Origin of the sequence: Rickettsiella endosymbiont of Dermanyssus gallinae (assembly GCF_019285595.1) — a bacterium.
Classification (GTDB): domain Bacteria; phylum Pseudomonadota; class Gammaproteobacteria; order Diplorickettsiales; family Diplorickettsiaceae; genus Rickettsiella_B.
The window spans coordinates 1,728,153-1,749,515 of sequence record NZ_CP079094.1 but is presented as its reverse complement, the minus strand read 5'-3'; the positions used below and the strand labels follow the sequence as shown (position 1 = coordinate 1,749,515).

The following is a 21,363-nucleotide window of genomic DNA, read 5'->3' as shown; positions in this document are numbered from 1 at the left end:
GCACAATGTTCTGAGCCAATTTCATATTTATTTAAGTTTAAATAACTATGCTTAATTGAATGTATTTTTTTAAAGAATAGTTGAGGCCTTTGTTTGTCAATATTAGACACAGTTAAAGAAAAATTAAGCAAGCTCGATAATGAGCGTTTAGCGATTGGGGCAGTTTCAATGTTGGGACTCTCTTTATTGATACCATTACTGATTGTTACGCCGGGACTACTCGAATCAGAGTGGTTTTTAAATTTGCTTAGTGTTCCCGCAGAATATTCTAGCTTTATAGCGGGTGGTGCCTATATAGGCCGGTTGTTAAATTTATTGACGGCACAGGCAACAGAAGATGGGCAAAAAACAAAGGTTGCCACACTCTTAAATACAGAAGCGCTGATGAGTAGACGTATAGGCCTCCAAGAAAAGCGGTTTACACCCGTAGGTATGTTATTGGGGATGGGGCTTGCCATTGCTTTCATTGCTTTACATGCGGCAGTACCTTTTTTAAATGTATTTTCTTACTTTGCATATATTCTCTTTATATTAGGCTATGTCTGTGCCTTGGGTGGTTTGTTTAATCGATTAGGCAGTTCCATAGATGGCACACGATTACAGCAAGAAAAGAAAGCCATTTTGTTTGGGACTATTTTGGGGTTATTGGCTTCCTTAAGTTTAATTGTAATTTTAGCTACCACAGGTACTTTGCCTTTTGTGGCTGTAGCGGGTATTAGTAAAGCTTTTTTTGATCTCTTTGTGTTACATAAAGTGCTTTTTTCTTTGGCATTTGCTTTAAGTATTACAAGCACAACCGCTTCTTTTTTTGACTACTTTTCTAAGGCGTATTGTTTTTTAAAGTATCAGGGTTTAGGTGTTAAGGATGAGCTGCTAAATGAGCGTATAGAAGCACGTAAACGTGAATACAGAGGTGCTTTTTTAGGTTTAGTAACGGGATGTTTATTAACACTGGCTATTATTACCGGTTTAGCATTGACAGGTGGTTTGGCAGCGGCACCGATTGCGGTGTGCGCCACACTTTTTATGATCACGATTACCAGTACGAGTGTCATTGCGGCACTTTTTTCGAGGATAGGCCGTGTGATAGATGGTATTATGCGTCCTTCTAATAGCGCAACAAAAACGGAGACGACTGACATGGAAAAAACGAATGTAATAGAGAAAACCAAAGCTGAAAATCAAGCTGACGTTAATCTTAATCAGAACGTATTAAGTCCTGCAGAGAAGGTAGGGCAAGTGAGTAAACTAACCAGACGTCATAGTGTTGTGGTTTCTGTGGCCGATGCGATTAGCTCAGCTAACTTAATTTTTAAGCCTAAATTAAGGAGCGCTTCAATTCCGAACTTAGCTACCATCCGTGAAACGATCAGTGAAGCGACGGGTATAAACATTCAAACAACTTCTTTGCGCTCATAGCCGACTTAATAAAGGCTTTCTTTCACGAATAAAAGGGCTAGAATAAGCCTAAAACAATGAGAGGAAGCATTTATGACGGTTAGTATTTTTGATTTGTTTTCGGTTGGTATTGGCCCGTCAAGCTCCCATACCGTAGGGCCTATGAAGGCGGCCTATGAGTTTGTTAGTGGTCTGCCCTTGGATCAAGTACAAAGAGTACAAGTCGATCTCTATGGCAGCCTTGCTTTAACGGGCCGTGGCCATGCTACCGATAGCGCTATCTTAAGTGGTCTAGAAGGGAATTTGCCTGATAAAGTTATTCCTGAAAAATTGCCTGAGTGCATCCAACAAATTCTAGCGCAGCGGCAGATTAATCTAGGCGGAAAAAAAATCATTCCTTTTTCCGAGCAAAGCGATTTTTTATTCCACCAAAAAGAGCTATTGCCTTTACATACCAATGGAATGCGATTTACTGCGTTTGATGCGGAAGGCGGGTCATTAAAAAGCCAAGTTTATTATTCAATCGGTGGTGGTTTTATTGTGACTGAGCAACAATTTGGAAAACCATCGCCATCCGTTAAAGTCCCTTATCCTTTTAATAATGCTAAAGCGCTTTTTAGTTTGTGTAAGGAACACGGATTAACCATCGCCGACATTATGCTTGCCAATGAGCAAGCGCTTGCGCCAGATAGAGAGTGCCGTGCGGATCTGTTAGCCATTGCTAATATTATGCAAGACTGCGTAGAAAAAGGGTGCCATGCTGATGGAATTCTACCGGGTGGACTTCAGGTTAAGCGCCGCGCACCAGAACTTTATAAAAAACTAAAGAATAAAGAAACACCGAAATCGCCTACAGTGACGGGTTCTTTTTTATGGCCTACGGTCTATGCCATGGCGGTGAATGAGGAAAATGCAGCGGGTGGTCGTATTGTAACCGCACCCACTAATGGTGCAGCAGGTATTGTTCCGGCCGTGCTGACTTATTATCGTCATTTCTATGAAGACGTTAGCGAAAAAACGATCGCTGATTTTTTATTAACAGCCGGTGCTATTGCCTTATTATATAAAACCAATGCGTCCATATCAGGTGCCGAAGTCGGTTGTCAGGGCGAAGTCGGCGTAGCTTGTTCTATGGCGGCAGGCGCTTTGACAGCCGTGTTAGGAGGCACCTTAGAGCAAACCGAGAATGCTGCAGAAATGGCGATGGAACATCATTTAGGAATGACGTGTGATCCTGTTGCTGGTTTAGTGCAAATTCCCTGTATTGAACGTAATGGTGTGGGTGCAGAAAAAGCAATTAAACTGGCCTATTTAGCATTAATGGAAGATGGTAAAAATAAAAAGGTTTCTTTAGATAAAGTCATTGAAACCATGTTTGTAACAGGAAAGGACATGATGAGCATTTATAAAGAAACTTCCTTAGGTGGATTGGCTAAATCATTAGCAGTAAATATAACAGAACGTTGATTATATTCTTCGCTCTTGCATTTTTTGAAAGTATTTTTATGCACAAATAGCAAATATGGCTTTTTAAGCTATATTTAGTTTGTTTGGGTAATAGATAAACAGGGAAGTAGCATGAGTTTTTTTAAAGTAGTCAGTGCGTTAGTGCTGGGCGTGTTTTTGTGTTTTGCGCCGGCTTTGCTTTACGCCGCACCCGTTCCGTGTTGTGTCAAACCACATTATCATCATCCTCACCGTTTGTATTTTGATTTAGGTGTAGGTAAAACCTATGATTTTGCGAGTAGTAACAGTTTTTTAGAGAATAACGGATTGATTCTCGGCAATCTTAATACGCTTATTTCTTACAGCACACCCTTTTTCTTTATAGGTTTAGGCTACCAATGGACGCAGGATTCTCAATGGTTTCCTTATTTAAATGTAGGTCTGCAGCATCGCTATACTGCTCCGGTTAATGTAGCTGGGATCTCGAATACAGCGCCAGTAGGGATCACTAATTATACTTACCGGATGCAACAGGAAAGTTGGCTTATTATGACGAAAGCGGATATCTATAAATGGAAAAGATTCATGCCGTATCTTACCGCTGGTATGGGGGCTTCCTTTAATAGAATTAGTCAGTTATTTATCAATGCACCTGATTTTGCAAACCAATTAGCGGGTTCTACGACGCACACAGGTGATTTTAGCTATAGTTTTGGTGCAGGTATAGATTTCATTGTAAAAGATGATTTTTGGCTAAGTTTAGGTTACTTCTTTGATGATTTTGGAAAAAATAAGATAAATAAGGTATTTGCAAATGAGCTTGGACCTGGATTTTCTCTGGGCGAATTGAAAAATGCCAGTTTGCATGCGAATAGCTTTTACTTAAAGGCGCGTTATCTTTTTGCTTGATTTTGCTAGATTATTTCGAGTGGATCGACATCCAGGGACCATCTGACGCGACGATGATTGATTAACCCCGGTATTAATTTTGTTAATGGTTTTAGTAAACTGTGCAAATCATTACGTTTGTTTGCTTGAAATAATAACTGAGCGCGATAATAGCCCGCACGACGTGGTGATAAAGCAGGAATAGGACCTAGTACGGTTACATTGCTTTGTAGCTGGGTTGCGTGTTGTTTAACTTCATTTAAAAATGCCAATGGATAATCCGATGTGATTGCCTCAGCCTGCACTAATGCCAAATGGCTGTAAGGCGGTAACATGGCTGTTTGCCTTTCTTGCAGTAATTTTTCACTAAAATCCAAATAGCCTTGATTTACCAGCTGTAGTAATAAAGGATGTTCGGGATGATGGGTTTGAATAAGTACTTCCCCCGGTTTATCAGCACGGCCGGCACGACCCGCTACTTGCATGATAAGTTGTCCTGTTCGTTCTAAAGCACGAAAGTCAGCGCTAAATAATCCAGCATCCGCTTCTAAAATACCGACCAGAGTCACATTAGGAAAGTGGTGCCCTTTTGCTAACATTTGTGTACCGATTAAAATCTGACTGTTTCCTTGATGTATATTTTTTAATAAATCCTCTAAGCTGCCTTTTTTTTGCGTGTTATCTCGATCAAGTCGTACTATTCCAACACCAGGAAAATATTTTTTTAAGGTTTCTTCCAAACGTTGTGTACCTTGGCCTAAGCTGACTAACTGCGGTTCTTTGCAAGCAGGACAATGCGTAGTAAGCGGACAACGATACCCACAATAATGGCACTGCAAATGCGCGGGCTTTTTGTGAAAAGTCATGGTTTGATCGCAATGCGGGCAATTGGCTGTCCATCCGCAGGCGTGGCAAATCGTCAGTGGTGCAAAACCACGACGGTTTAAAAATAAAAGTACTTGGTTCTGATTTTTTAGATGTTGCGCCATACTTTGTAATAGTAGGGGTGAAAATCCCTGCTCAAGTTTTTGATGGCGTAGATCAATAAAACGAAGTTTAGGTAAAATAGCGCAGCCTGCACGGTTTGGTAATGATAAAAAATGATATCGTTCTTGTTTTGCATTGGCCAGACTTTCTAAAGAAGCGGTGGCTGATCCTAATACAATAGGACAGTTTTCAAATTTAGCGCGCATCAATGCTAAATCACGCGCATGATAGCGTAATCCTTTTTGTTGTTTAAACGACGCATCATGTTCTTCATCAATAATAATAAGACCAGGGCGATGAAGCGGAGTAAATAAAGCAGAACGTGTACCCATAATAATCGCCGCATCGCCGCTTTTAGCTAATAGCCAATGCCTTAAACGTTGTTTATCGGTGAGTCCGGAGTGAAATAACACTAAAGGTACCGCAAAACGTGCTTGAAAGCGTGCTAACATTTGCGGCGTTAAGCCAATTTCAGGTAGCAATACCAACACTTGTTCTTTTCGCTTGAGTACCGCTTCGATGATTTCAAGATAAACCTCAGTTTTGCCGCTTCCTGTCACGCCATGCAGTAAAAAGGGTTTAAATTGACCGAGCGATTGCGTTACTGTGGCCACAGTGGCTAGTTGATGAGTGTTTAATGTGATGGTGGTTGAATTAATTTTAATATCATCATTTTTTTCTAATGGTATAGCAGCGAGCGATAAGGGTTTGCCTTTTTTGGATTTTCTCAATAACGCTGGGAAAGCATTGGCAAACACTTCGCCTAAAGGCGTGTGATAATAGCGGCTTGTCCATTCAAATAAATGTAATAAAGCATCGGATAAAAGTGGTAGCGCGTCGAGAATAGCGATGGCTGTTTTTAATTGAGAGGTAGGTAATTCAGAAGTTTCACTGACTTCAACCAAAAAGCCTACTTTTTCCTGCTTCCCAAAAGGAACTAATACCCGTAGTCCTTTTTTTAGTGGAATATCAGGCAAATCAGTAGGCGCTAAATAATCAAAATAGTGAGCTATCGGCACTGAAAGAGCGATTCTGAGAATAAGTGCCATGTATGTAATTAGCCTTTCATAATATATTAATGTGAGTTAGCATAGCGATAATTAGGAGAAGCCAATGCCAAACCTAAATTACACCATAAGTTATAACAAAGAACTACAAATCTTGGAGTTTAGACATGAGGCTTTGTTTAGTAATGGCTATAATCAACCGCTAGCAAAGCTATTTAACAATTTCGGATATAATTTAACTAATATTATTTTAGATAGGCATAACTTATCAGTTTGTCTTATTTCTAAATATGAGGTTAATGCTATCGCTTATGGTGATGATGTACGATGTAATGAACATGTCACCGATATCGTATTTTCACATGGAGAGTATAGAGATTATAAAAACCACTATCCAGGTTTTCTTTCTCCAAAACAATTTACGCATTGGCAGAATACTGTCAAAGAGGTAGATAAACCCGCTATTTTAAAGCTGCTTTATCAGGATAATAAAATATCCCGTGCGTATTTACTTAAATACTCTAATTATCCCGCTTCTCGCTATGAATTAGGGAGATATAATTTGATGGATAATTTTTTTGGAAAAGGTGCTATCCAAACTAAAAAAATTGATGAATTGACTTTACCGCTTTCTATAAAGGAAGACCTAAAGTGTAGTTTGTCAAACGATGAGACAGGAAAGCATTGTGAAAGCAATGCGAAGTCGAAGAGCCCGCGATAGGCGTGCGTTGACGGGCGAAGCAGGAAACGCATCACGCCGTAAAGTCATTTGTGGGAGGCACGGGCATGAACTCCGAAGGAGTGAGTGCGTGCCGGACGCAGGACGTATCGCGGCCTAATTTCAGTCGCGTCATGCGAACGAATTTCGGGGACACGATGGCCGAAATTCTTCGGGAGCATAGCGACTCACTTGACCCAGATTTTCTTAGACAAGAAGAATTTTCATGCGGGCAGAATATTATCAGAGATGTAGGTAAATCAGCTGTTTTAAAGATGCTTTATCAAGATAATAAAATATCCCGTGCCTATTTACTTAAATATTCTAATCCTCCTGCTTCTCTCTATGAATTAAGTAAATATAATTTGCTTGATAATTTATTTGGAAAGGATGTTATTCAAGCTGAAAAAATTGATAAGTTACCTCTTCCTCGTCTTATAAAAGAGGATCTAAAGCTTAGTTTTTCAAGGTCTTAGGATGGTTTTAAGCAATTGCCATATTGTTTCTGCGTTTGTGTCTAAGGGTTGATGGGTCTGCGATGTTCCCATTGTTCCTATGAGTTTTGGATCAGTAGGACCATACAAGGTAATGGTGGGGACTTCTAAAGCGGCGGCTAAATGACTTAATCCCGTATCCACACACACAGCTGCTTTGGCGTGTAACAGCACGCTAGCTAGTTCATTTAAGCTTAATGCGGGTAATACCTTTACATTGGAATGCTGGTCACGAATTCGTAAAGCGCGTTTTTTTTCTTCTTCATTACCCCAGGGAATAAAAAAAGGTATTTTTTCTTGTGCCGTTTGTTCTGCAAGAGAATACCAATAGGTTTCAGGCCAGCATTTAGCTGACCAGCTAGCATTGGGTACAAATACCAGATAATTTTCTGGCAAAGTAAACTTTGTTAAGTTTAAACGTGTTTTGTCTATACCATAGCAAGGCGGAGTTGTAGGTAAAGTATATGCAAACGCCTCGGCAAATAATTGACGGCTACGGTTGATGGCATGTTGTTTCCAGGGTACAGAAAATGTTTTTTGATAGGCTAGATTAGCAAAAAGCTCTCTGACTGAGTTTTTATCGAAGCCTACCCGATAACCACGACTTAAGCGTGTTGTGACTGCACTTTTGATGGAACCTTGCGCATCAAGCACTTTATCGTAGTGTTGTAATCGTAGTTGTTTATAAAATCGCTGAACTTCATGCTGTCGTAAACTTCGGTAGATTTGTCGGCGCCATCGGCGTAAAGCAATTGGAATGACTTGCCTCACATTTTTATGCCACATTGGAATTTCAGTAAAGGCTTCTTCAGTCACCCAGTCAAATTGGATGCCAGGTAATGCTGTGCTGGCATCATTGATAGCCGGCAAGGTATGGATAATATCACCCATAGAAGACATTTTTACGATTAATACACGCATGAAATAAGCATAGTTCAGATAAAGACCATTAAACTAGCATAAAGTGCGCTTGCTTGCGAAGAAGGAAATGTTCCATTAGACTAAATTGAGCTTGCTTTGACCTATCAGGCAAAGACAAGTGATTATTCCAAATATATAAATAATCTAATGATGAGGACTTGATCATGCGACAGGTATCCAACGTTACCCACGTCTGTATTTTACAGGGTGGTTATCAATGAGCAGCCAGCTTTTTACCCAAAAAAAACAAGCACAAGAAAAAATTGCCGTACTGACCTGCTATGATTACACCACGGCAAAAATTCTCAACGATTCTACGCTTGATGCGTTGCTGGTAGGTGATAGCCTAGCAATGACCATGCACGGTTTTAAGGATACTGTGATGGCCACATTGACGATGATGGAACTACATACGGCAGCGGTTAGTCGTGGCGCAAAGGATAAATTTATTATCAGTGATCTTCCTTTTTTAAGTTATCGTAAATCACTACGTCAAAGCGTTTCTGCCGCTGAAACGTTAATGCGCGCAGGTGCACATGCACTTAAATTAGAAGGTGCCGCTGGTAATCTCAGCTTAATTTCTCATTTAGTTGAATCAGGCATTCCAGTGATGGGACATTTAGGTTTAACACCACAATTTGTCCATGTACTAGGTGGTTACAAAGTTCAGGGAAAAACCGTAGCTGCCGCTGAGCGCTTAAAACAAGATGCTTTAGCTTTACAAGAAGCAGGCTGTTTTGCCTTGGTACTGGAATGTATTCCGGCACCTTTAGCAAAAGCGATTACACAGCTTTTAAATATTGCCACTATCGGAATTGGTGCTGGCTCAGATACCGATGGTCAAGTCTTAGTATTGCAAGATCTTTTAGGGTTAAATCTGGATTTCAAAGCTAAATTTGTCAAACACTTTTTAAGTGGCAGTCAGTTACTGAATGAAAGCGTTAATCAGTATGTTCAATCCGTCAAACAAAGAGAATTTCCAAGCTATGAACATTGTTACTAGTATTAACGAATGGCGAGTTTTAAGGAAAAAAATACACGGTAAAAGTATTGGTTTTGTGCATACCATGGGTCATTTACATGAAGGTCATTTGAGTTTATGCGCACGTTCCCAACAAGAAAATGAAATTACAATCGCGGCTATTTTTATTAACCCCACACAGTTTAATCGCGATGAAGATTTTGCCAATTATCCGCGTACCTTAGAAAAAGACAAAAGCTTGTTGGCTGAACAAAAAGTCGATTATTTACTCTTATTAGATAAACAAGCTATCTATCCTGATGATTATCATATACAGGTTAGTGAAACAACTGAATTAAGCCAAATACTTGAAGGAGAATTTCGCCCCGGTCATTTTAATGGCATGTTAACCGTGGTTTTGAAATATTTAAATATAGTTAAACCATCACGTGCGTATTATGGAGAAAAAGATTATCAGCAATTATTGCTCATAAAAAAAATGGCACAGGCACTGTTTTTAGAAACAGACATTGTTGCTTGTTTAACAGTACGTGCTGAAGATGGATTGGCATTGAGTTCCAGAAATTCACACTTAACAACAGATCAGCGTGAAAAAGCACGTCATTTCCCAGAGATGTTAAAAAAATTGCAGCATTCAGCATCGGCGGCTAAGCAATTAGAAGCTTTAGGATTTAAGGTTGATTATGTCGCTGATCAATGGGATCGGCGCTTAGCGGCAGTATGGTTAGGGGATGTAAGGCTGATTGATAACGTAGATTACACTATGCCGAAAGTGCTCGGTGACGTGTAATTTTTACGATGGCTTTAATCGTACGGAGTAATCGAATAATTTTAGCAAGATGCTTTCGATTTTTTACGGATAGTGTGAAAAGAATAATGCTATGTTCTCTGTCATGGTTTTCAACTTGAATGTTATCGATGTTGGTGTTTGCTTTAGCAATGCGATGCGTTAAAAGAGCAAGAACGCCACGTTGATTTAAGGTTTCAATATAAAGGTCAGTTTTATAAAGACCTTCAGTGATTTTTTCCCATTGTACGGGGATAGCGCGATGTTTGTTTTTTTTCAATAACCGTACCGCATATTTACAACGTTGTAAGTGTACCGTAAGGCCATGGCTTGCATTGAGTAAGCCAATGATCTCATCGTCTGGAATAGGGCGGCAGCATTCAGAAAACGTAATTAAACTATTTTCTGTATTCTTAATGAATAAGGGCAATGGGCTTGGGCTATCTTTTTTTGAAATATTTTTTAAATTTGTCAGTGAGCTAGCAATCATTGATGGATGGACATGGCCTAATCCGATCGCTTCGAGTAAATCTTCAAAGGATGCATAATGAAATTTATTCAATGTTTTAGTGCTGTATTTAGGTGATAGGTGCGTACTATCTTTCCCTAGAGGGCTTAATGTATTGTCGAGTAAGCGCTGTCCTAGTTGAACCGCTTCGTTATGTTGTTTAGTTTTAAAAAATTGGCGAATATGGCTACGTGCCCGCCCAGTGGCGGCAAAATCTAACCAACGTGAGTCTGGCAAGGCTTGTGGATCGGTTGTAATTTCCACAGTTTGGCCGCTTTGTAATGCTGTACTTAAGGGGACTGGTTGTTGATCAATTTTAACCGTAACACAATGGTTTCCTATATCTGAATGGATCGCATAGGCAAAATCGATAGGTGTGGCTTTTTGGGGTAGCTCGATGATATCGCCTTTAGGTGTGAAAATATAAATATCAGAAGGAAATAGATCGATTTTGACGCTTTCTATAAACTCTAATGAACTTGAGGTTGTTTTTTGAATATCAAGTAATCGTTTAAGCCATTCACGAGCACGTAAATGTGGTCTAAGTTCGCTTTCTTTATTTTGATCTAACCAATAACTCACGATGCCATGCTCAGCACACTTGTCCATGTCAGTAGTACGGATTTGAATATGTATAGAAGTACTGGGCCCAAATAAGGTGGTGTGTAATGCTTGATAACCATTGGCTTTGGGTAGCGCTATATAATCGTGAAAATGATCCGGTAATGGCTTATAAAGGTTATGCACGGCACCTAAAACGCGGTAACAAGAGTCAATGTTGTCTACAAGAATACAAAAAATCGGAATATCAATAATTTCATTAAACCCTAAATGATTTTCGCGCATTTTTTTATAGATAGGGTAAAGATGCTTTTTTTTATGCCAAATCGCGGTAGGGTGTAAGTGATTTTTTTGAAAAGCGGTTTTTATTTCAGTTTCGATCTTACTTATCAATGCTTTACGTTTTCGTCTGGTTTTTTGTAATGCGGCTTCTAAAATACGATAGCGCCAAGGATGAAGATTAAGTAAGCACAGATCTTCTAGTTCAACGCGTAAGGCATGCATTCCTAGACGTTGGGCAATCGGTGCATAGATATCTAGCGTTTCTCTGGCAATGCGTTGACGTTTTTCCGGTGGAACAACGGATAAGGTACGCATATTATGTAAACGATCCGCCAGCTTAATGAGAATGATACGTATATCTTTTGCCATAGCGAGCAGCATTTTGCGAAAATTTTCTGCTTGCGCTTCGGCACGGCTTTGAAATTGAATTTGGGTAAGCTTACTCATGCCATCGACAAGCTCTGCAATTTCAGGGCCAAAGGTGTTGGCTAGGCTATTTTTTTCGATAGCGGTATCTTCAATGACGTCGTGCAGGAGTGCCACGATCAGGGTTTGTGCATCCATATGCATTTGCGCTAAGATTTTAGCGACAGCAAGTGGATGGGTGATATAAGGATCACCACTATGCCGCTGTTGGCCAGCATGCGCTTTAGCGGCAAATTGATAAGCGTGGTAGATACGTTCGACTTGATCGGGTGGTAAATATTCTTGCGCTTCTTGTTTGAGTTCACTAAACAGATGCATGCAGGATCCCCGCCAAGCTATTATGGAGTAGTGGTTTGTGCACCACTTTCTAGTTCGGATTTTCCTTCTGTTTCATTAAGTCGTCCGCTTGCAATTTCTCTAAGCGCGATGACAGTCGGTTTATCATTCTCAGGCTCAACCATCGCCATGCCGCCCTTTGCAATTTGTCTTGCGCGTTTTGATGCTATAATGACTAGCTCAAAATGGTTTTCAACTTTTCGTAAGCAATCTTCAACAGTAATACGTGCCATATTCTTTTCTCTATCAAATTAACTAATTCTTTAATACTGGGCCTTACCCCGGATTTCTCTAAGACAGGGCATGCCCTTAATAAGTCTCACTAAGTGACGCTTATCTCAGTTTTTTCGAGAGCAACGTTCAATCTATAGGCTACACTATATCATTATTTGGCTTATTTTATACTAGATTCTCTTGGTAGAGGGCATTAACTAGCCTGCATGAGGGCTGTGGTGACATCGAGCATTCGATTGGAAAACCCCCACTCATTGTCGTACCACGCTAACACCTTCACAAAATCGCCCATTACGCGGGTTTGTGTCGCATCTACGGTAGAGGAAGCCGGGTTATGGTTATAATCAATAGAGACCAAAGGTTCTTCGCTGTAGTTCAATATGCCTTTAAGAGACTCTTCTTGAGAGGCTTGTTTCAATATTTGATTCAGTTCTTCAACGGTCGTTGCACGTTTTGCTTGAAAGCTTAAATCAACCAGGGAAACATTAATCGTTGGGACGCGTATGGCGAGACCATCTAATTTACCCGCTAATTCAGGAAGCACAAGGCCTACAGCGCTAGCTGCACCAGTTTTTGTGGGGATCATCGATGATGTGGCAGAACGCGCGCGATGCATATCGCTATGGTGCGTGTCTAATAATACTTGGTCGTTAGTATAGGCGTGAATGGTGGTCATCAAACCTTGAATGATGCCTAGTTTTTCGTGCAGGGGTTTTACAATCGGCGCTAGACAGTTGGTCGTACACGAGGCATTAGAAATAATTTTATGCTCGGCTTTTAGAGTGTGGTGATTGACACCATAAACAATGGTGGCATCCACATCTTTTCCAGCAGGGGCGGAAATAAGCACTTTTTTTGCGCCGGCTGTGAGGTGCTTAGCTGCTTTATCAGGGCTAGTAAATAAGCCCGTGCATTCGTGTACCACATCGATATTGAGTGCTTTCCAGGGTAGTTTTTCTGGATCACGCTCTGAAACCATTTTTATAGGGTGGTCATTAATAATTAAATGATCACCTTCAACCACAACGGTTCCTGGAAATTTTCCATGGGTAGTATCGTAGCGGGTTAGGTGGGCATTCATGTTGATATCGGCTAAATCATTGATCGCTACAATTTCTATGTTGAGTTTTTTGGGTGATTCAAAGATTGCTCTTAGGATATTACGGCCAATGCGTCCATAACCATTGATAGCAATTTTTGTCTTCATCGTTATTTTCCCCTTGTTTTTAAGCTGCTAATAATTTATTGAGTGTTTTAATGACATGTTCAGTGGTGAAACCTAAGGCCGCAAATACAGTAGCGCCGGGTGCAGATTCACCAAATCTATCCAAGCCAATTACTTTCCCTTCGCAGCCTACATAGCGATACCAAAAATCAGTATTACCAGCCTCGATGGCAAGCCGTTTAGTGATCGTAGGAGGTAAAACAGCGTGTTGGTAAGCGACATCTTGTGTAGCAAAACGATCGCTGCACGGCATAGATACCACACGAATTTTTTTGCCTTGTTGATTTAGCGATAGTGCCGCACTCATAGCGAGGCTTACTTCAGAGCCGGTGGCGATAATAATGGCCTCTGGTGTAGATTCACAATCAAGAAGGATGTAAGCACCACGATTGATAGGGGATAAACTTGTTTCCGAGTGGGGTTGTGGCGCTAAGCCTTGTCGTGTGAGTAATAAACAAGTAGGGCCTTGATGCTCTAGGGCTTGCTGCCACGCGATGGCTGTTTCAACGGCATCGCAAGGCCGCCATACAGAAAGGCCAGGAATCATACGTAAACTATTGATATGCTCAATAGGTTGATGCGTAGGACCATCTTCGCCTAATCCAATTGAATCATGTGAGTAAACGAAAATAACGCGCTGTTTCATTAATGCGGCAAGGCGAATGGCATTTCGTGCATAGTCACTGAATACTAAAAAAGTGCCGCCATAGGGAATAAATCCAGCATGTAGTGCGATACCATTCATCATCGCCGACATACCAAATTCTCGAACACCATAATGGATATAATTCCCAGCAGGGTTTTCTCGATCTAATACACGAGAGGTTTTGCTAAAGGTTAAATTAGATTCGGTTAAATCCGCTGAACCACCTAATAATTCAGGTAATAGAGGACTAAAATCATTTAAGCTGTTCTGCGATGCTTTACGCGTAGCAATTTTTTCAGATGATTTTTTAATGGTTTCCAAAATGATCTTCCTGGATTTTTCCGACCAATCTTCAGGAAGTGCATGGTTAATGCGGCGTTGAAATTCTTTACTTAGCTCGGGATGCGCTTGTTGATAGTGTTGCCATTTTTCTTTCCAGCTATTTTCTAAAGTGCTGCCTTTTTCGCGAGCATCCCAACATTGATAAATATCATCGGGGATTTCAAAAGCAGGATAATCCCATTGTAATCCTTGTTTAGTGGCGGCTATTTCTTCGTCACCTAAAGGTGCTCCGTGTGCTTCGTGACTACCCGCTAAGTTAGGTGCACCAAAGGCGATGTGTGTTTTACAGCAAATTAAGCTAGGTTTATCGGTTACGGCGCGTGCTTGTTGAATGGCTTTTTTTAGTTGCTCAGGATTATGGCCATCGACATCAGGGATAACATGCCAATTATAGGCCTCGAAGCGTTGCGGTGTATTGTCTTTAAACCAACCTGTGACATCACCATCAATGGAGATGTTGTTGTCATCCCAGAAAGCAATTACTTTTCCTAGGCCCAAACAACCGGCTAATGAAGCTGCTTCATGAGAAATACCTTCCATTAAACACCCATCACCCATGAAAACATAAGTGAAGTGATCGACTATTTCATGATTAGGACGATTAAACTGCGCCGCTAAACTTCGCTCAGCTAATGCCATGCCAACAGCATTAGCAAACCCTTGCCCTAAGGGGCCGGTGGTGGTTTCTATACCGGGTGTGACGCCAACTTCAGGATGACCGGGTGTTTTTGAATGTAATTGCCGAAATTGTTTAATATCTTCTAAGGTAAGATCGTAACCTGTCAGATGAAGTAGCGCATAGTGCAGCATGGAACCATGCCCATTTGATAATATAAAACGATCGCGATCCGACCATTGCGGATTACTAGGATTATGCTTAAAAAAATCTTGCCATAAAACAGTCGCAATATCGGCCATTCCCATCGGCATACCAGGGTGACCTGAATTGGCCTTTTGTACGGCGTCCATGCTCAACACACGAATGGCGTCAGCACATTTTTTTTGATAAGGCATATAAATAAATTTGCTTAGAAAACATCAACTATAATCGCATGCACTATAATAATAGTAGCCGCGAGGATTACCAAACCTAATAAAAATTTTCCACCTGCTACTTGATAAGGAAAAGTATTCTGTTGACGATAACGTCCTGACCAAGCCATGAGTGCTGGAAGTAAAGCTAACAAACTAGCGCACCAAATACCAGCATAATTTAATGCCGTCATAAATGCGCCAGGAAAGAATAAAACAATGATTAAGGGCGGAAGAAATGTAAGTAGAGTCGTTATACTTTTACCTTTTTCGGTTTTGTTTAAGGCAAAACCATCTTTTAAAAAGTCAGCTAGACTGAGTCCTACGCCTAAAAAAGAAGTAGCAAGACAAATAGATGTAAATCCCCATGCGAGTCCGGTAATGAGATTTTTACCTAATAATGTGCTGAGTGTATTCGTTAATTCACTGGTAGGTTGTTTAGCCTGCGCAATGTGCACAAGACCTGAATCACCGCCAAGCGGTATGATGCCCATAATAGCGGCATTCCATAAAATATAACAAATGAGCGGGATTAGACTGCCAAAAATAATGACACGACGTAGTTGTTGTACATCACTATGAAAATAACTTCGTAAGCTAGGGATGATTGCGGCGAAACCAAACGAGGTGATCATAATGGTGAGGCTGCTTGGCAAATAATGAAACTGTCCTTGATGCAACTGTTTTGATGAAAGAAAAGGGAAAATTAATACAATCAGCAGAATATAAATGAGTAATTTGCCGCCCATTAACGCGCGATTGAAGGTATCGACGGAGCGTATGCCTTTATAGACAATGATACCCAACGCGAGGACAAACAAAACGGCCATCGATTTGAGCGAGAAATGTAGGTGTGCTTTTTGAAATAAACCCTGTAAAAAATCTGAGCCGCCCGCAATATAAGCGGCGAGCAAAGAATACAATAATAATAAGTAGCATAACCATGTCACTATTTCGCCGGTTCGTCCTAACGTAGCACGTGCCATAGAGACTAAATGGCTATTAGCAGGGAACCAAAGATTGACTTCTAATATCAATAAACCACCTGCAAGCATAATAGCCCAGCAGGCTATTAAAAATAATGTGGAGTTAATAAAGCCAGATTGTGCCGTGGCGAGAGGTAATGCCAGCATTCCACCACCGATGGCGTTGCCGCTGATCATGAGAATGCCGCCGATTTGTTTAGTATTCATTTTTTTCCAGTTAATAACAGATTAAATTAGACTTAAAACAATAAGAAAGAAGGAAGCCATCAGTAAAATAGTTAATAAATATTTACCACCGCTTACCTGATAGCCAGACGCACATTTTTTTATATAGCGTCCGCTCCAAGCCATCATCGCGGGAAGTGCTATTAATAGTATGGCGCAAAGTACACCCGCATAGGAGAGGGCTTTAATAAATACATTAGGATAGTGATAAGCAATAATTAAAGGCGGTGTAAAGGTCAGCGCATAAATCATTAATTTATTTAAGCTGGTTTTTTTAATAGCAAATCCATCGCTTAAAAAATCAAAAAGACTTAAAGCGACGCCTAAAAAGGAGGTAGCCAGGCAAATGGCGGTAAATGTTTTTGCTAAAAAGTTAATAAGTGGTTTATGGAGTAATTGACTTAAGGCATTAATTAAATCACTGCTTGAATGGCTTGAGTGCGCCATGACCGCTAAACTAATTGGTCCTTGTGGGGGAATGACACCCATAATGACTAATTCCCACAAAATGTAACAAATCAATGGAATGACACTGCCAATTAGAATAGCTTTACGTAATTGCGACACATTATTTTTAAAATAGCTGCGTAGGCTAGGGACGATGACCGCAAATCCAAAAGAAGTGATGATGACGGTGATGCTAGCGATAACGCCCGGAAGATGAAGGAATTTTCCAGGTGTTAAAAGATAGTCAATCGAGACAAAGGGAAAAATACAGAGGACTAATAAACCTGTGGCGGCTAATTTGCTAAACATTAGCCCCCGATTTACATAATCAACGGATCGAATACCTTTATAAACCACGATACTTAATAAAAAAGCAAATAAGCCAGTAGAAATTTTACTGCTCAGTTTTATATGAAATCCATTTAAAAAATGCTGTAGAAAATCGCCTCCGCCAGAAACATAAGCGGCCAATAAGGCATACAGTAATAATAAATAACTAACCCAAGCAATCACTTGACCAAAACGACCTAAGGTTGTTTTCGCCATCGTAATTAAATTACTGTTTACCGGATGCCAGAGGTTAACTTCTAAAAGAAGTAAAGCACTGGCTGTCATAACCGCCCAGCAAATAACAAGGAATAGAAGGGCGTTGATAAAGCCTAACTGCGCGGTGGCAATAGGTAAGGCAAGCATTCCGCCACCGATGCTGGTGCCGATAATCAGTAAAATGCCGCCGATCAATTTATTATTCATAATTTAAGCTTTTAGTAAAAAGAGGGTTGACCAGGCGGTCTCGTTTTAAAGCGGCGATGTATCCACAGGTATTGTTCAGGATGAGCACGAACTGCTTCTTCTAATGCGTTATTAAAATAAAGTGTTGCCTCCGTGGGCTCAAGCTCAGCAAAATTTTTTAAAATAGGTGCGATCGTAATTTGATAACCTTTTCCATCGGGAAGACGATGATAAAATAAAGTGACAGCTTGCGCATGGGTTTGTTTGGCATAGCGGCTAGGTGTTGTAATGGTGGCTGTTTCTATATTAAAGAAAGGGGAAAAAATACTGTGTGCCGCACCATAATCTTGATCGGCCGCATACCAAATAGCGGTGTTTTTCTTGAGTGCTTTAATGATTTGACGTACGGCGTGTCGATGAATAGGTTGCATCAGTTTAAAATTTCTATGTCGTTTTAGTAGCATGTCAATCACTTGATTTTTTTGCTCACGGTAAACGACTGACATAGGAAAAATAGCTGAGAATAAACGTCCGCAAATATCTAGTGAGGTAAAATGACCACTTAAAATAATCACGCCTTGTTTTTTTGCAATGGCATCATGTAAATGTTCTAAGCCTTCTACATGAAGCAGCGGCGCTAGTTTGTGGGGTGGCACCCACCACGCCATGGCTGACTCAATGAGACCCATACCGAGGGATTCAAAATGTTTTCGCAACAGTTGTTCTCGTTCGGGCTCGGATAGTTCCGGAAAACAAAGCGCAAGATTAATACGGGCAATACGTCGAAAACGTTTGAGTGGATAAAATGCAGCACGACCTAAATATTTTCCAATCGTTAACTGTATTTTATAAGGGAATTTACTTATCCCATATAAAATACCTAACCCCAGCCAAGTGAGCCAGTAACGAGGATGTAGCAGATTAAAGTGTTCGGTTTTCATTAGGTAGTAATAATCGAGCGACGGTTTGTTTGTTTATTATATGCTGCGCGATGATTTCATCGATATCCTGCTGGGTTTCACAATGGTACCAGATAGCTTCAGGGTAAATAACTAGCACAGGTCCCCGTTTACAGCGTCCTAAACAACCAGCACTACTAACCCGTATTTTCTTTTCCCCTTTATTATCAAGTTGTTTTATTTTGCTTTTTAAATAGTCTAACAAGGGTTTAGCGCCTCGTTTAGCACAGCAGTCTTTATTATTGTCGCGTTCGTTGACACAAAGGAAAATATGCTGTTGGTAGTAGGACATAAGCGGTCCGCGTGTTAGAAAGTAAAGTTCAACCCCGAGATTATATGCTTTTTTTCGGTTAAACTAGTAGTATGTACTTCAAGGAGGAGAAATGCCGTGACAAATACGACTCGCTACAGACCTTCTTTACTTCATCAACTGCATCGTTTGTCTCAGGAATGGGATCAATTATTTGAGCCAAACTATCCTGAGGATAATTCATTAGTGGAGACAAGCCATTGGGCGCCCTGCGTTGATATCAAAGAGGAGCCTGAGAGGTTTATACTTTATGCGGATATCCCGGGTGTCGATCCGAATGATATAGAAATCGCCATGGAAAATGGCGTATTAACTATCAAGGGTGAGCGTACGAGTGCGAAGAAAGAAGAAAGAGGCGGTTATACGCGTATAGAACGGTCAACAGGGTCTTTTTATCGTCGCTTTGCTTTGCCGGACACCGCTGATCCGGATAGGGTGACCGCTGAAGGTAAGCATGGGGTATTAGAAGTTATTATTCCTAAACGCGAGAAGATGAAGTCTAAAAAAATCAAAGTAGCAATGAAAAGAGATTAGTTTTTTAGTAATTTACTACAGAGGGTTTGTAGTGTCGGTATGATCGTTTTTTCAAACCACGGGTTTCGTTTCAGCCAAATATTATTACGCGGTGAGGGATGCGGGAGTGGGAAATACTGTGGTAAGTATTCTGAAAAAAAGGCTACATTATCAGTTAAGGTTTTTTTACTGCGATTTTTCAGATAATGCTGTTGAGCATATTGACCTATGAGTAGGGTTAATTGAATATGTGGAAGAGACTCTAGAAGAGGCGTTAACCAATGTTGAGCACATTCTTTTCTAGGCGGGAGATCACCCGAAGGGCCTGTTCCTGGATAACAGAATCCCATCGGGATGATGGCAATTCTTGATGCATCATAGAATATTTTTTTATCTATATTTAACCACTGACGTAAACGATCACCACTGGGATCATTCCACGGGATGCCCGTTTGGTGCACACGGATTCCAGGTGCTTGCCCTACAATGAGTAAACGACTTTGTGATTGTGCCCGTAGTATGGGGTTGGGTTTGAGGGGTAAATGGGCTGCGCAAACGTGGCATTGACGAATTTTCTCAAGTAGTAATGGTAATTTATTCATAGGTGGATAGAAGTTCTACTTGCCAAAGGGGCCCTACACCCACTAAAGTAAGCCCTAAAATAGGTTGCTTACAACAGGTAGGATCTATGGAGTATAAAGAATCGGATGTGTTAGTAGAAGAAGATAGTGGTGATGGGCATAATGAAGCCGCGTTATCACCGGATATCTTAGAGATCGAAGATGACGAATTAGATACATGGCCAGAAGAATTAGCGTTAGATGCATTAAATAAAAAGTCTAAGATTTCTCCCGTGCGTTTTTCTTTGGAAAAAAGGCGCGCTATCGAAGATTATTTAGAGCAACGACGATTGCGCGAAGAGTTCGACTATGAATTTGATACGGAAGCATCAGAAAATAATGATGTGACGAAGAGCGAGTAATTATGCACGGTAAGTTTTTGGATTTTGAACAACCCATCGCAGAGCTTGAAGCGAAAATAGAAGAACTGCGTAAGTTGGGTAATGATGCCGAAGTCAACGTGAGTGGGGAGATCAAACGTTTAGAACAAAGAAGGGTTGAAGAGATTCAATCTATTTTTAGTTCGCTTAATGCATGGCAGGTCGTTCAGTTAGCCCGTCATCCGCTACGCCCTTATTTCCTTGATTATGTAGATAAGATTTTTACAGAGTTCGATGAACTACATGGCGATAGACAATTTGCAGATGATGAGGCGATTATAGGGGGCTTAGCGCGTTTAGCCGATCAGCCGGTTATGATTATCGGTCATCAAAAAGGTCGTGGTACAAACGAAAAAGTACGGCGTAACTTTGGAATGCCTAGGCCTGAAGGTTATCGCAAAGCACTGCGATTAATGGAACTGGCAGAGCGATTTAAATTACCTATTTTAACATTTGTAGATACGCCCGGTGCTTATCCTGGTATTGATGCGGAAGAGCGTAACCAGAGCGGTGCAATTGCCATTAATTTACAAGCTATGTCTCAGCTTAAAGTGCCTATTATCTCTACCGTCATCGGTGAAGGTGGTTCTGGAGGCGCATTGGCTATTGGTGTTAGCGACCGCGTTTTAATGCTTCAATATAGCGTGTATTCAGTTATTTCCCCGGAAGGTTGTGCTTCTATTCTTTGGAAAAGTGCTGAGAAAGCGCCTGAGGCTGCTGCTGCGATGGCGATGACGGCAGAACATTTGCTAGAGTTAGGGTTAGTTGATCAAGTGATTGAAGAGCCACTGGGTGGGGCACATAGAGATCCGGATGGTATGCTCGATAGCCTAAAAAAAGTGCTTATTCAACAGTGTGAGCAATTACGTGGTTATTCTACGGATAAATTACTGGGTCAACGCTATGAAAAGCTATTAGCGATAGGAACATAAGCTAATAAGCCTTTACAAGCCGCGTTAGGCTTTGTATCG

Annotated in this window: 22 protein-coding genes; 11 read left to right on the top strand and 11 right to left on the bottom strand. The window is 40.8% G+C overall.

Annotated elements, in window-relative coordinates; translation table 11 throughout:
* The first annotated feature begins 93 nt into the window (after positions 1 to 93).
* The 3 genes from KX723_RS08855 (at position 94) to KX723_RS08845 (ending at position 3,753) form a co-directional block, all read left to right on the top strand.
* A complete protein-coding gene (locus KX723_RS08855; RefSeq protein ID WP_218813975.1) occupies positions 94 to 1,419 on the top strand; it encodes a hypothetical protein in 1,326 nt (441 codons plus the stop codon).
* A 72-nt stretch (positions 1,420 to 1,491) separates the two neighbouring features.
* Positions 1,492 to 2,865 carry an L-serine ammonia-lyase gene (locus KX723_RS08850; protein WP_218813974.1) on the top strand — a complete coding sequence of 458 codons (1,374 nt, stop codon included), beginning with the start codon at positions 1,492 to 1,494 and terminating at the stop codon, positions 2,863 to 2,865.
* 111 nt (positions 2,866 to 2,976) lie between these two features.
* A complete protein-coding gene (locus KX723_RS08845) occupies positions 2,977 to 3,753 on the top strand; it encodes an outer membrane protein (RefSeq protein WP_218813973.1) in 777 nt (258 codons plus the stop codon).
* Between the two features lie 5 nt (positions 3,754 to 3,758).
* Here KX723_RS08845 and KX723_RS08840 read toward each other — a convergent pair whose 3' ends face one another.
* Positions 3,759 to 5,768 carry a primosomal protein N' gene (locus KX723_RS08840; RefSeq protein ID WP_218813972.1) on the bottom strand — a complete coding sequence of 670 codons (2,010 nt, stop codon included), beginning with the start codon at positions 5,766 to 5,768 and terminating at the stop codon, positions 3,759 to 3,761.
* Positions 5,769 to 5,832: 64 nt separating this feature from the next.
* On the opposite strand from KX723_RS08840, the gene KX723_RS08835 reads away from it, so the two are divergent.
* From KX723_RS08835 to KX723_RS08825, 3 genes are read left to right on the top strand one after another with little or no spacing between them, the layout of a single operon-like run.
* Complete coding sequence (locus KX723_RS08835) at positions 5,833 to 6,447, top strand: hypothetical protein (protein ID WP_218813971.1); 615 nt, start codon at positions 5,833 to 5,835, stop codon at positions 6,445 to 6,447.
* Positions 6,395 to 6,565 carry a hypothetical protein gene (locus KX723_RS08830; protein WP_218813323.1) on the top strand — a complete coding sequence of 57 codons (171 nt, stop codon included), beginning with the start codon at positions 6,395 to 6,397 and terminating at the stop codon, positions 6,563 to 6,565. The genes KX723_RS08835 and KX723_RS08830 overlap by 53 nt, the downstream gene beginning before the upstream one ends.
* 37 nt (positions 6,566 to 6,602) lie before the next feature.
* Positions 6,603 to 6,920 (top strand): hypothetical protein, encoded by a 318-nt coding sequence (locus tag KX723_RS08825; RefSeq protein WP_218813970.1) that lies wholly within the window; start codon positions 6,603 to 6,605, stop codon positions 6,918 to 6,920.
* On the opposite strand, the gene waaC is transcribed toward KX723_RS08825, so the two are convergent.
* Positions 6,909 to 7,859, bottom strand: coding sequence for a lipopolysaccharide heptosyltransferase I (gene waaC / locus KX723_RS08820; protein ID WP_218813969.1), 951 nt, complete (start codon positions 7,857 to 7,859; stop codon positions 6,909 to 6,911). The genes KX723_RS08825 and waaC overlap by 12 nt on opposite strands.
* 217 nt (positions 7,860 to 8,076) lie before the next feature.
* Here waaC and panB point away from each other — a divergent pair, with 217 nt between their 5' ends.
* Positions 8,077 to 8,862: a 3-methyl-2-oxobutanoate hydroxymethyltransferase gene (gene panB, locus KX723_RS08815; protein WP_218813968.1), complete on the top strand. Its 786-nt coding sequence runs from the start codon at positions 8,077 to 8,079 to the stop codon at positions 8,860 to 8,862.
* Positions 8,846 to 9,631 carry a pantoate--beta-alanine ligase gene (gene panC / locus KX723_RS08810; protein ID WP_218813967.1) on the top strand — a complete coding sequence of 262 codons (786 nt, stop codon included), beginning with the start codon at positions 8,846 to 8,848 and terminating at the stop codon, positions 9,629 to 9,631. The genes panB and panC overlap by 17 nt, the downstream gene beginning before the upstream one ends.
* Here panC and KX723_RS08805 read toward each other — a convergent pair.
* The 8 genes from KX723_RS08805 to KX723_RS08770 all read right to left on the bottom strand — a co-directional run bounded on the left by KX723_RS08805 (position 9,603) and on the right by KX723_RS08770 (position 18,861).
* Entirely contained in the window at positions 9,603 to 11,723 is a 2,121-nt protein-coding gene (locus KX723_RS08805; RefSeq protein WP_218813966.1) for a RelA/SpoT family protein, read from the bottom strand. The genes panC and KX723_RS08805 overlap by 29 nt on opposite strands.
* Positions 11,724 to 11,743: 20 nt before the next feature.
* A complete protein-coding gene (gene rpoZ, locus KX723_RS08800; RefSeq protein WP_126323337.1) occupies positions 11,744 to 11,974 on the bottom strand; it encodes a DNA-directed RNA polymerase subunit omega in 231 nt (76 codons plus the stop codon).
* Positions 11,975 to 12,168: 194 nt separating this feature from the next.
* Positions 12,169 to 13,182: a type I glyceraldehyde-3-phosphate dehydrogenase gene (gap, locus tag KX723_RS08795; RefSeq protein ID WP_218813965.1), complete on the bottom strand. Its 1,014-nt coding sequence runs from the start codon at positions 13,180 to 13,182 to the stop codon at positions 12,169 to 12,171.
* A gap of 19 nt (positions 13,183 to 13,201) precedes the next feature.
* Complete coding sequence (gene tkt, locus KX723_RS08790) at positions 13,202 to 15,202, bottom strand: transketolase (RefSeq protein WP_218813964.1); 2,001 nt, start codon at positions 15,200 to 15,202, stop codon at positions 13,202 to 13,204.
* 14 nt (positions 15,203 to 15,216) lie between these two features.
* Positions 15,217 to 16,413 carry an amino acid permease gene (locus tag KX723_RS08785; RefSeq protein ID WP_218813963.1) on the bottom strand — a complete coding sequence of 399 codons (1,197 nt, stop codon included), beginning with the start codon at positions 16,411 to 16,413 and terminating at the stop codon, positions 15,217 to 15,219.
* A gap of 21 nt (positions 16,414 to 16,434) precedes the next feature.
* Positions 16,435 to 17,631 (bottom strand): amino acid permease, encoded by a 1,197-nt coding sequence (locus KX723_RS08780; protein ID WP_218813962.1) that lies wholly within the window; start codon positions 17,629 to 17,631, stop codon positions 16,435 to 16,437.
* An 11-nt stretch (positions 17,632 to 17,642) separates the two neighbouring features.
* The gene (gene lpxL, locus KX723_RS08775; RefSeq protein WP_218813961.1) at positions 17,643 to 18,551 is read right to left on the bottom strand and encodes an LpxL/LpxP family Kdo(2)-lipid IV(A) lauroyl/palmitoleoyl acyltransferase; all 909 of its coding nucleotides are present in this window, start codon (positions 18,549 to 18,551) and stop codon (positions 17,643 to 17,645) included.
* On the bottom strand, positions 18,532 to 18,861 hold the full coding sequence (locus tag KX723_RS08770; protein ID WP_218813960.1) for a (2Fe-2S) ferredoxin domain-containing protein: 330 nt from the start codon (positions 18,859 to 18,861) through the stop codon (positions 18,532 to 18,534). The genes lpxL and KX723_RS08770 overlap by 20 nt, the downstream gene beginning before the upstream one ends.
* 96 nt (positions 18,862 to 18,957) lie before the next feature.
* On the opposite strand from KX723_RS08770, the gene KX723_RS08765 reads away from it, so the two are divergent.
* A complete protein-coding gene (locus tag KX723_RS08765) occupies positions 18,958 to 19,413 on the top strand; it encodes an Hsp20/alpha crystallin family protein (RefSeq protein WP_218813959.1) in 456 nt (151 codons plus the stop codon).
* Here KX723_RS08765 and KX723_RS08760 read toward each other — a convergent pair.
* Positions 19,410 to 19,994 (bottom strand): uracil-DNA glycosylase family protein, encoded by a 585-nt coding sequence (locus KX723_RS08760; RefSeq protein WP_218813958.1) that lies wholly within the window; start codon positions 19,992 to 19,994, stop codon positions 19,410 to 19,412. The genes KX723_RS08765 and KX723_RS08760 overlap by 4 nt on opposite strands.
* Positions 19,995 to 20,080: 86 nt before the next feature.
* On the opposite strand from KX723_RS08760, the gene KX723_RS08755 reads away from it, so the two are divergent.
* Both KX723_RS08755 and KX723_RS08750 read left to right on the top strand, forming a co-directional pair.
* Positions 20,081 to 20,374, top strand: coding sequence for a PA3496 family putative envelope integrity protein (locus tag KX723_RS08755; RefSeq protein ID WP_218813957.1), 294 nt, complete (start codon positions 20,081 to 20,083; stop codon positions 20,372 to 20,374).
* 2 nt (positions 20,375 to 20,376) lie between these two features.
* On the top strand, positions 20,377 to 21,324 hold the full coding sequence (locus KX723_RS08750) for an acetyl-CoA carboxylase carboxyltransferase subunit alpha (protein ID WP_218813956.1): 948 nt from the start codon (positions 20,377 to 20,379) through the stop codon (positions 21,322 to 21,324).
* Positions 21,325 to 21,363 lie beyond the last annotated feature (39 nt).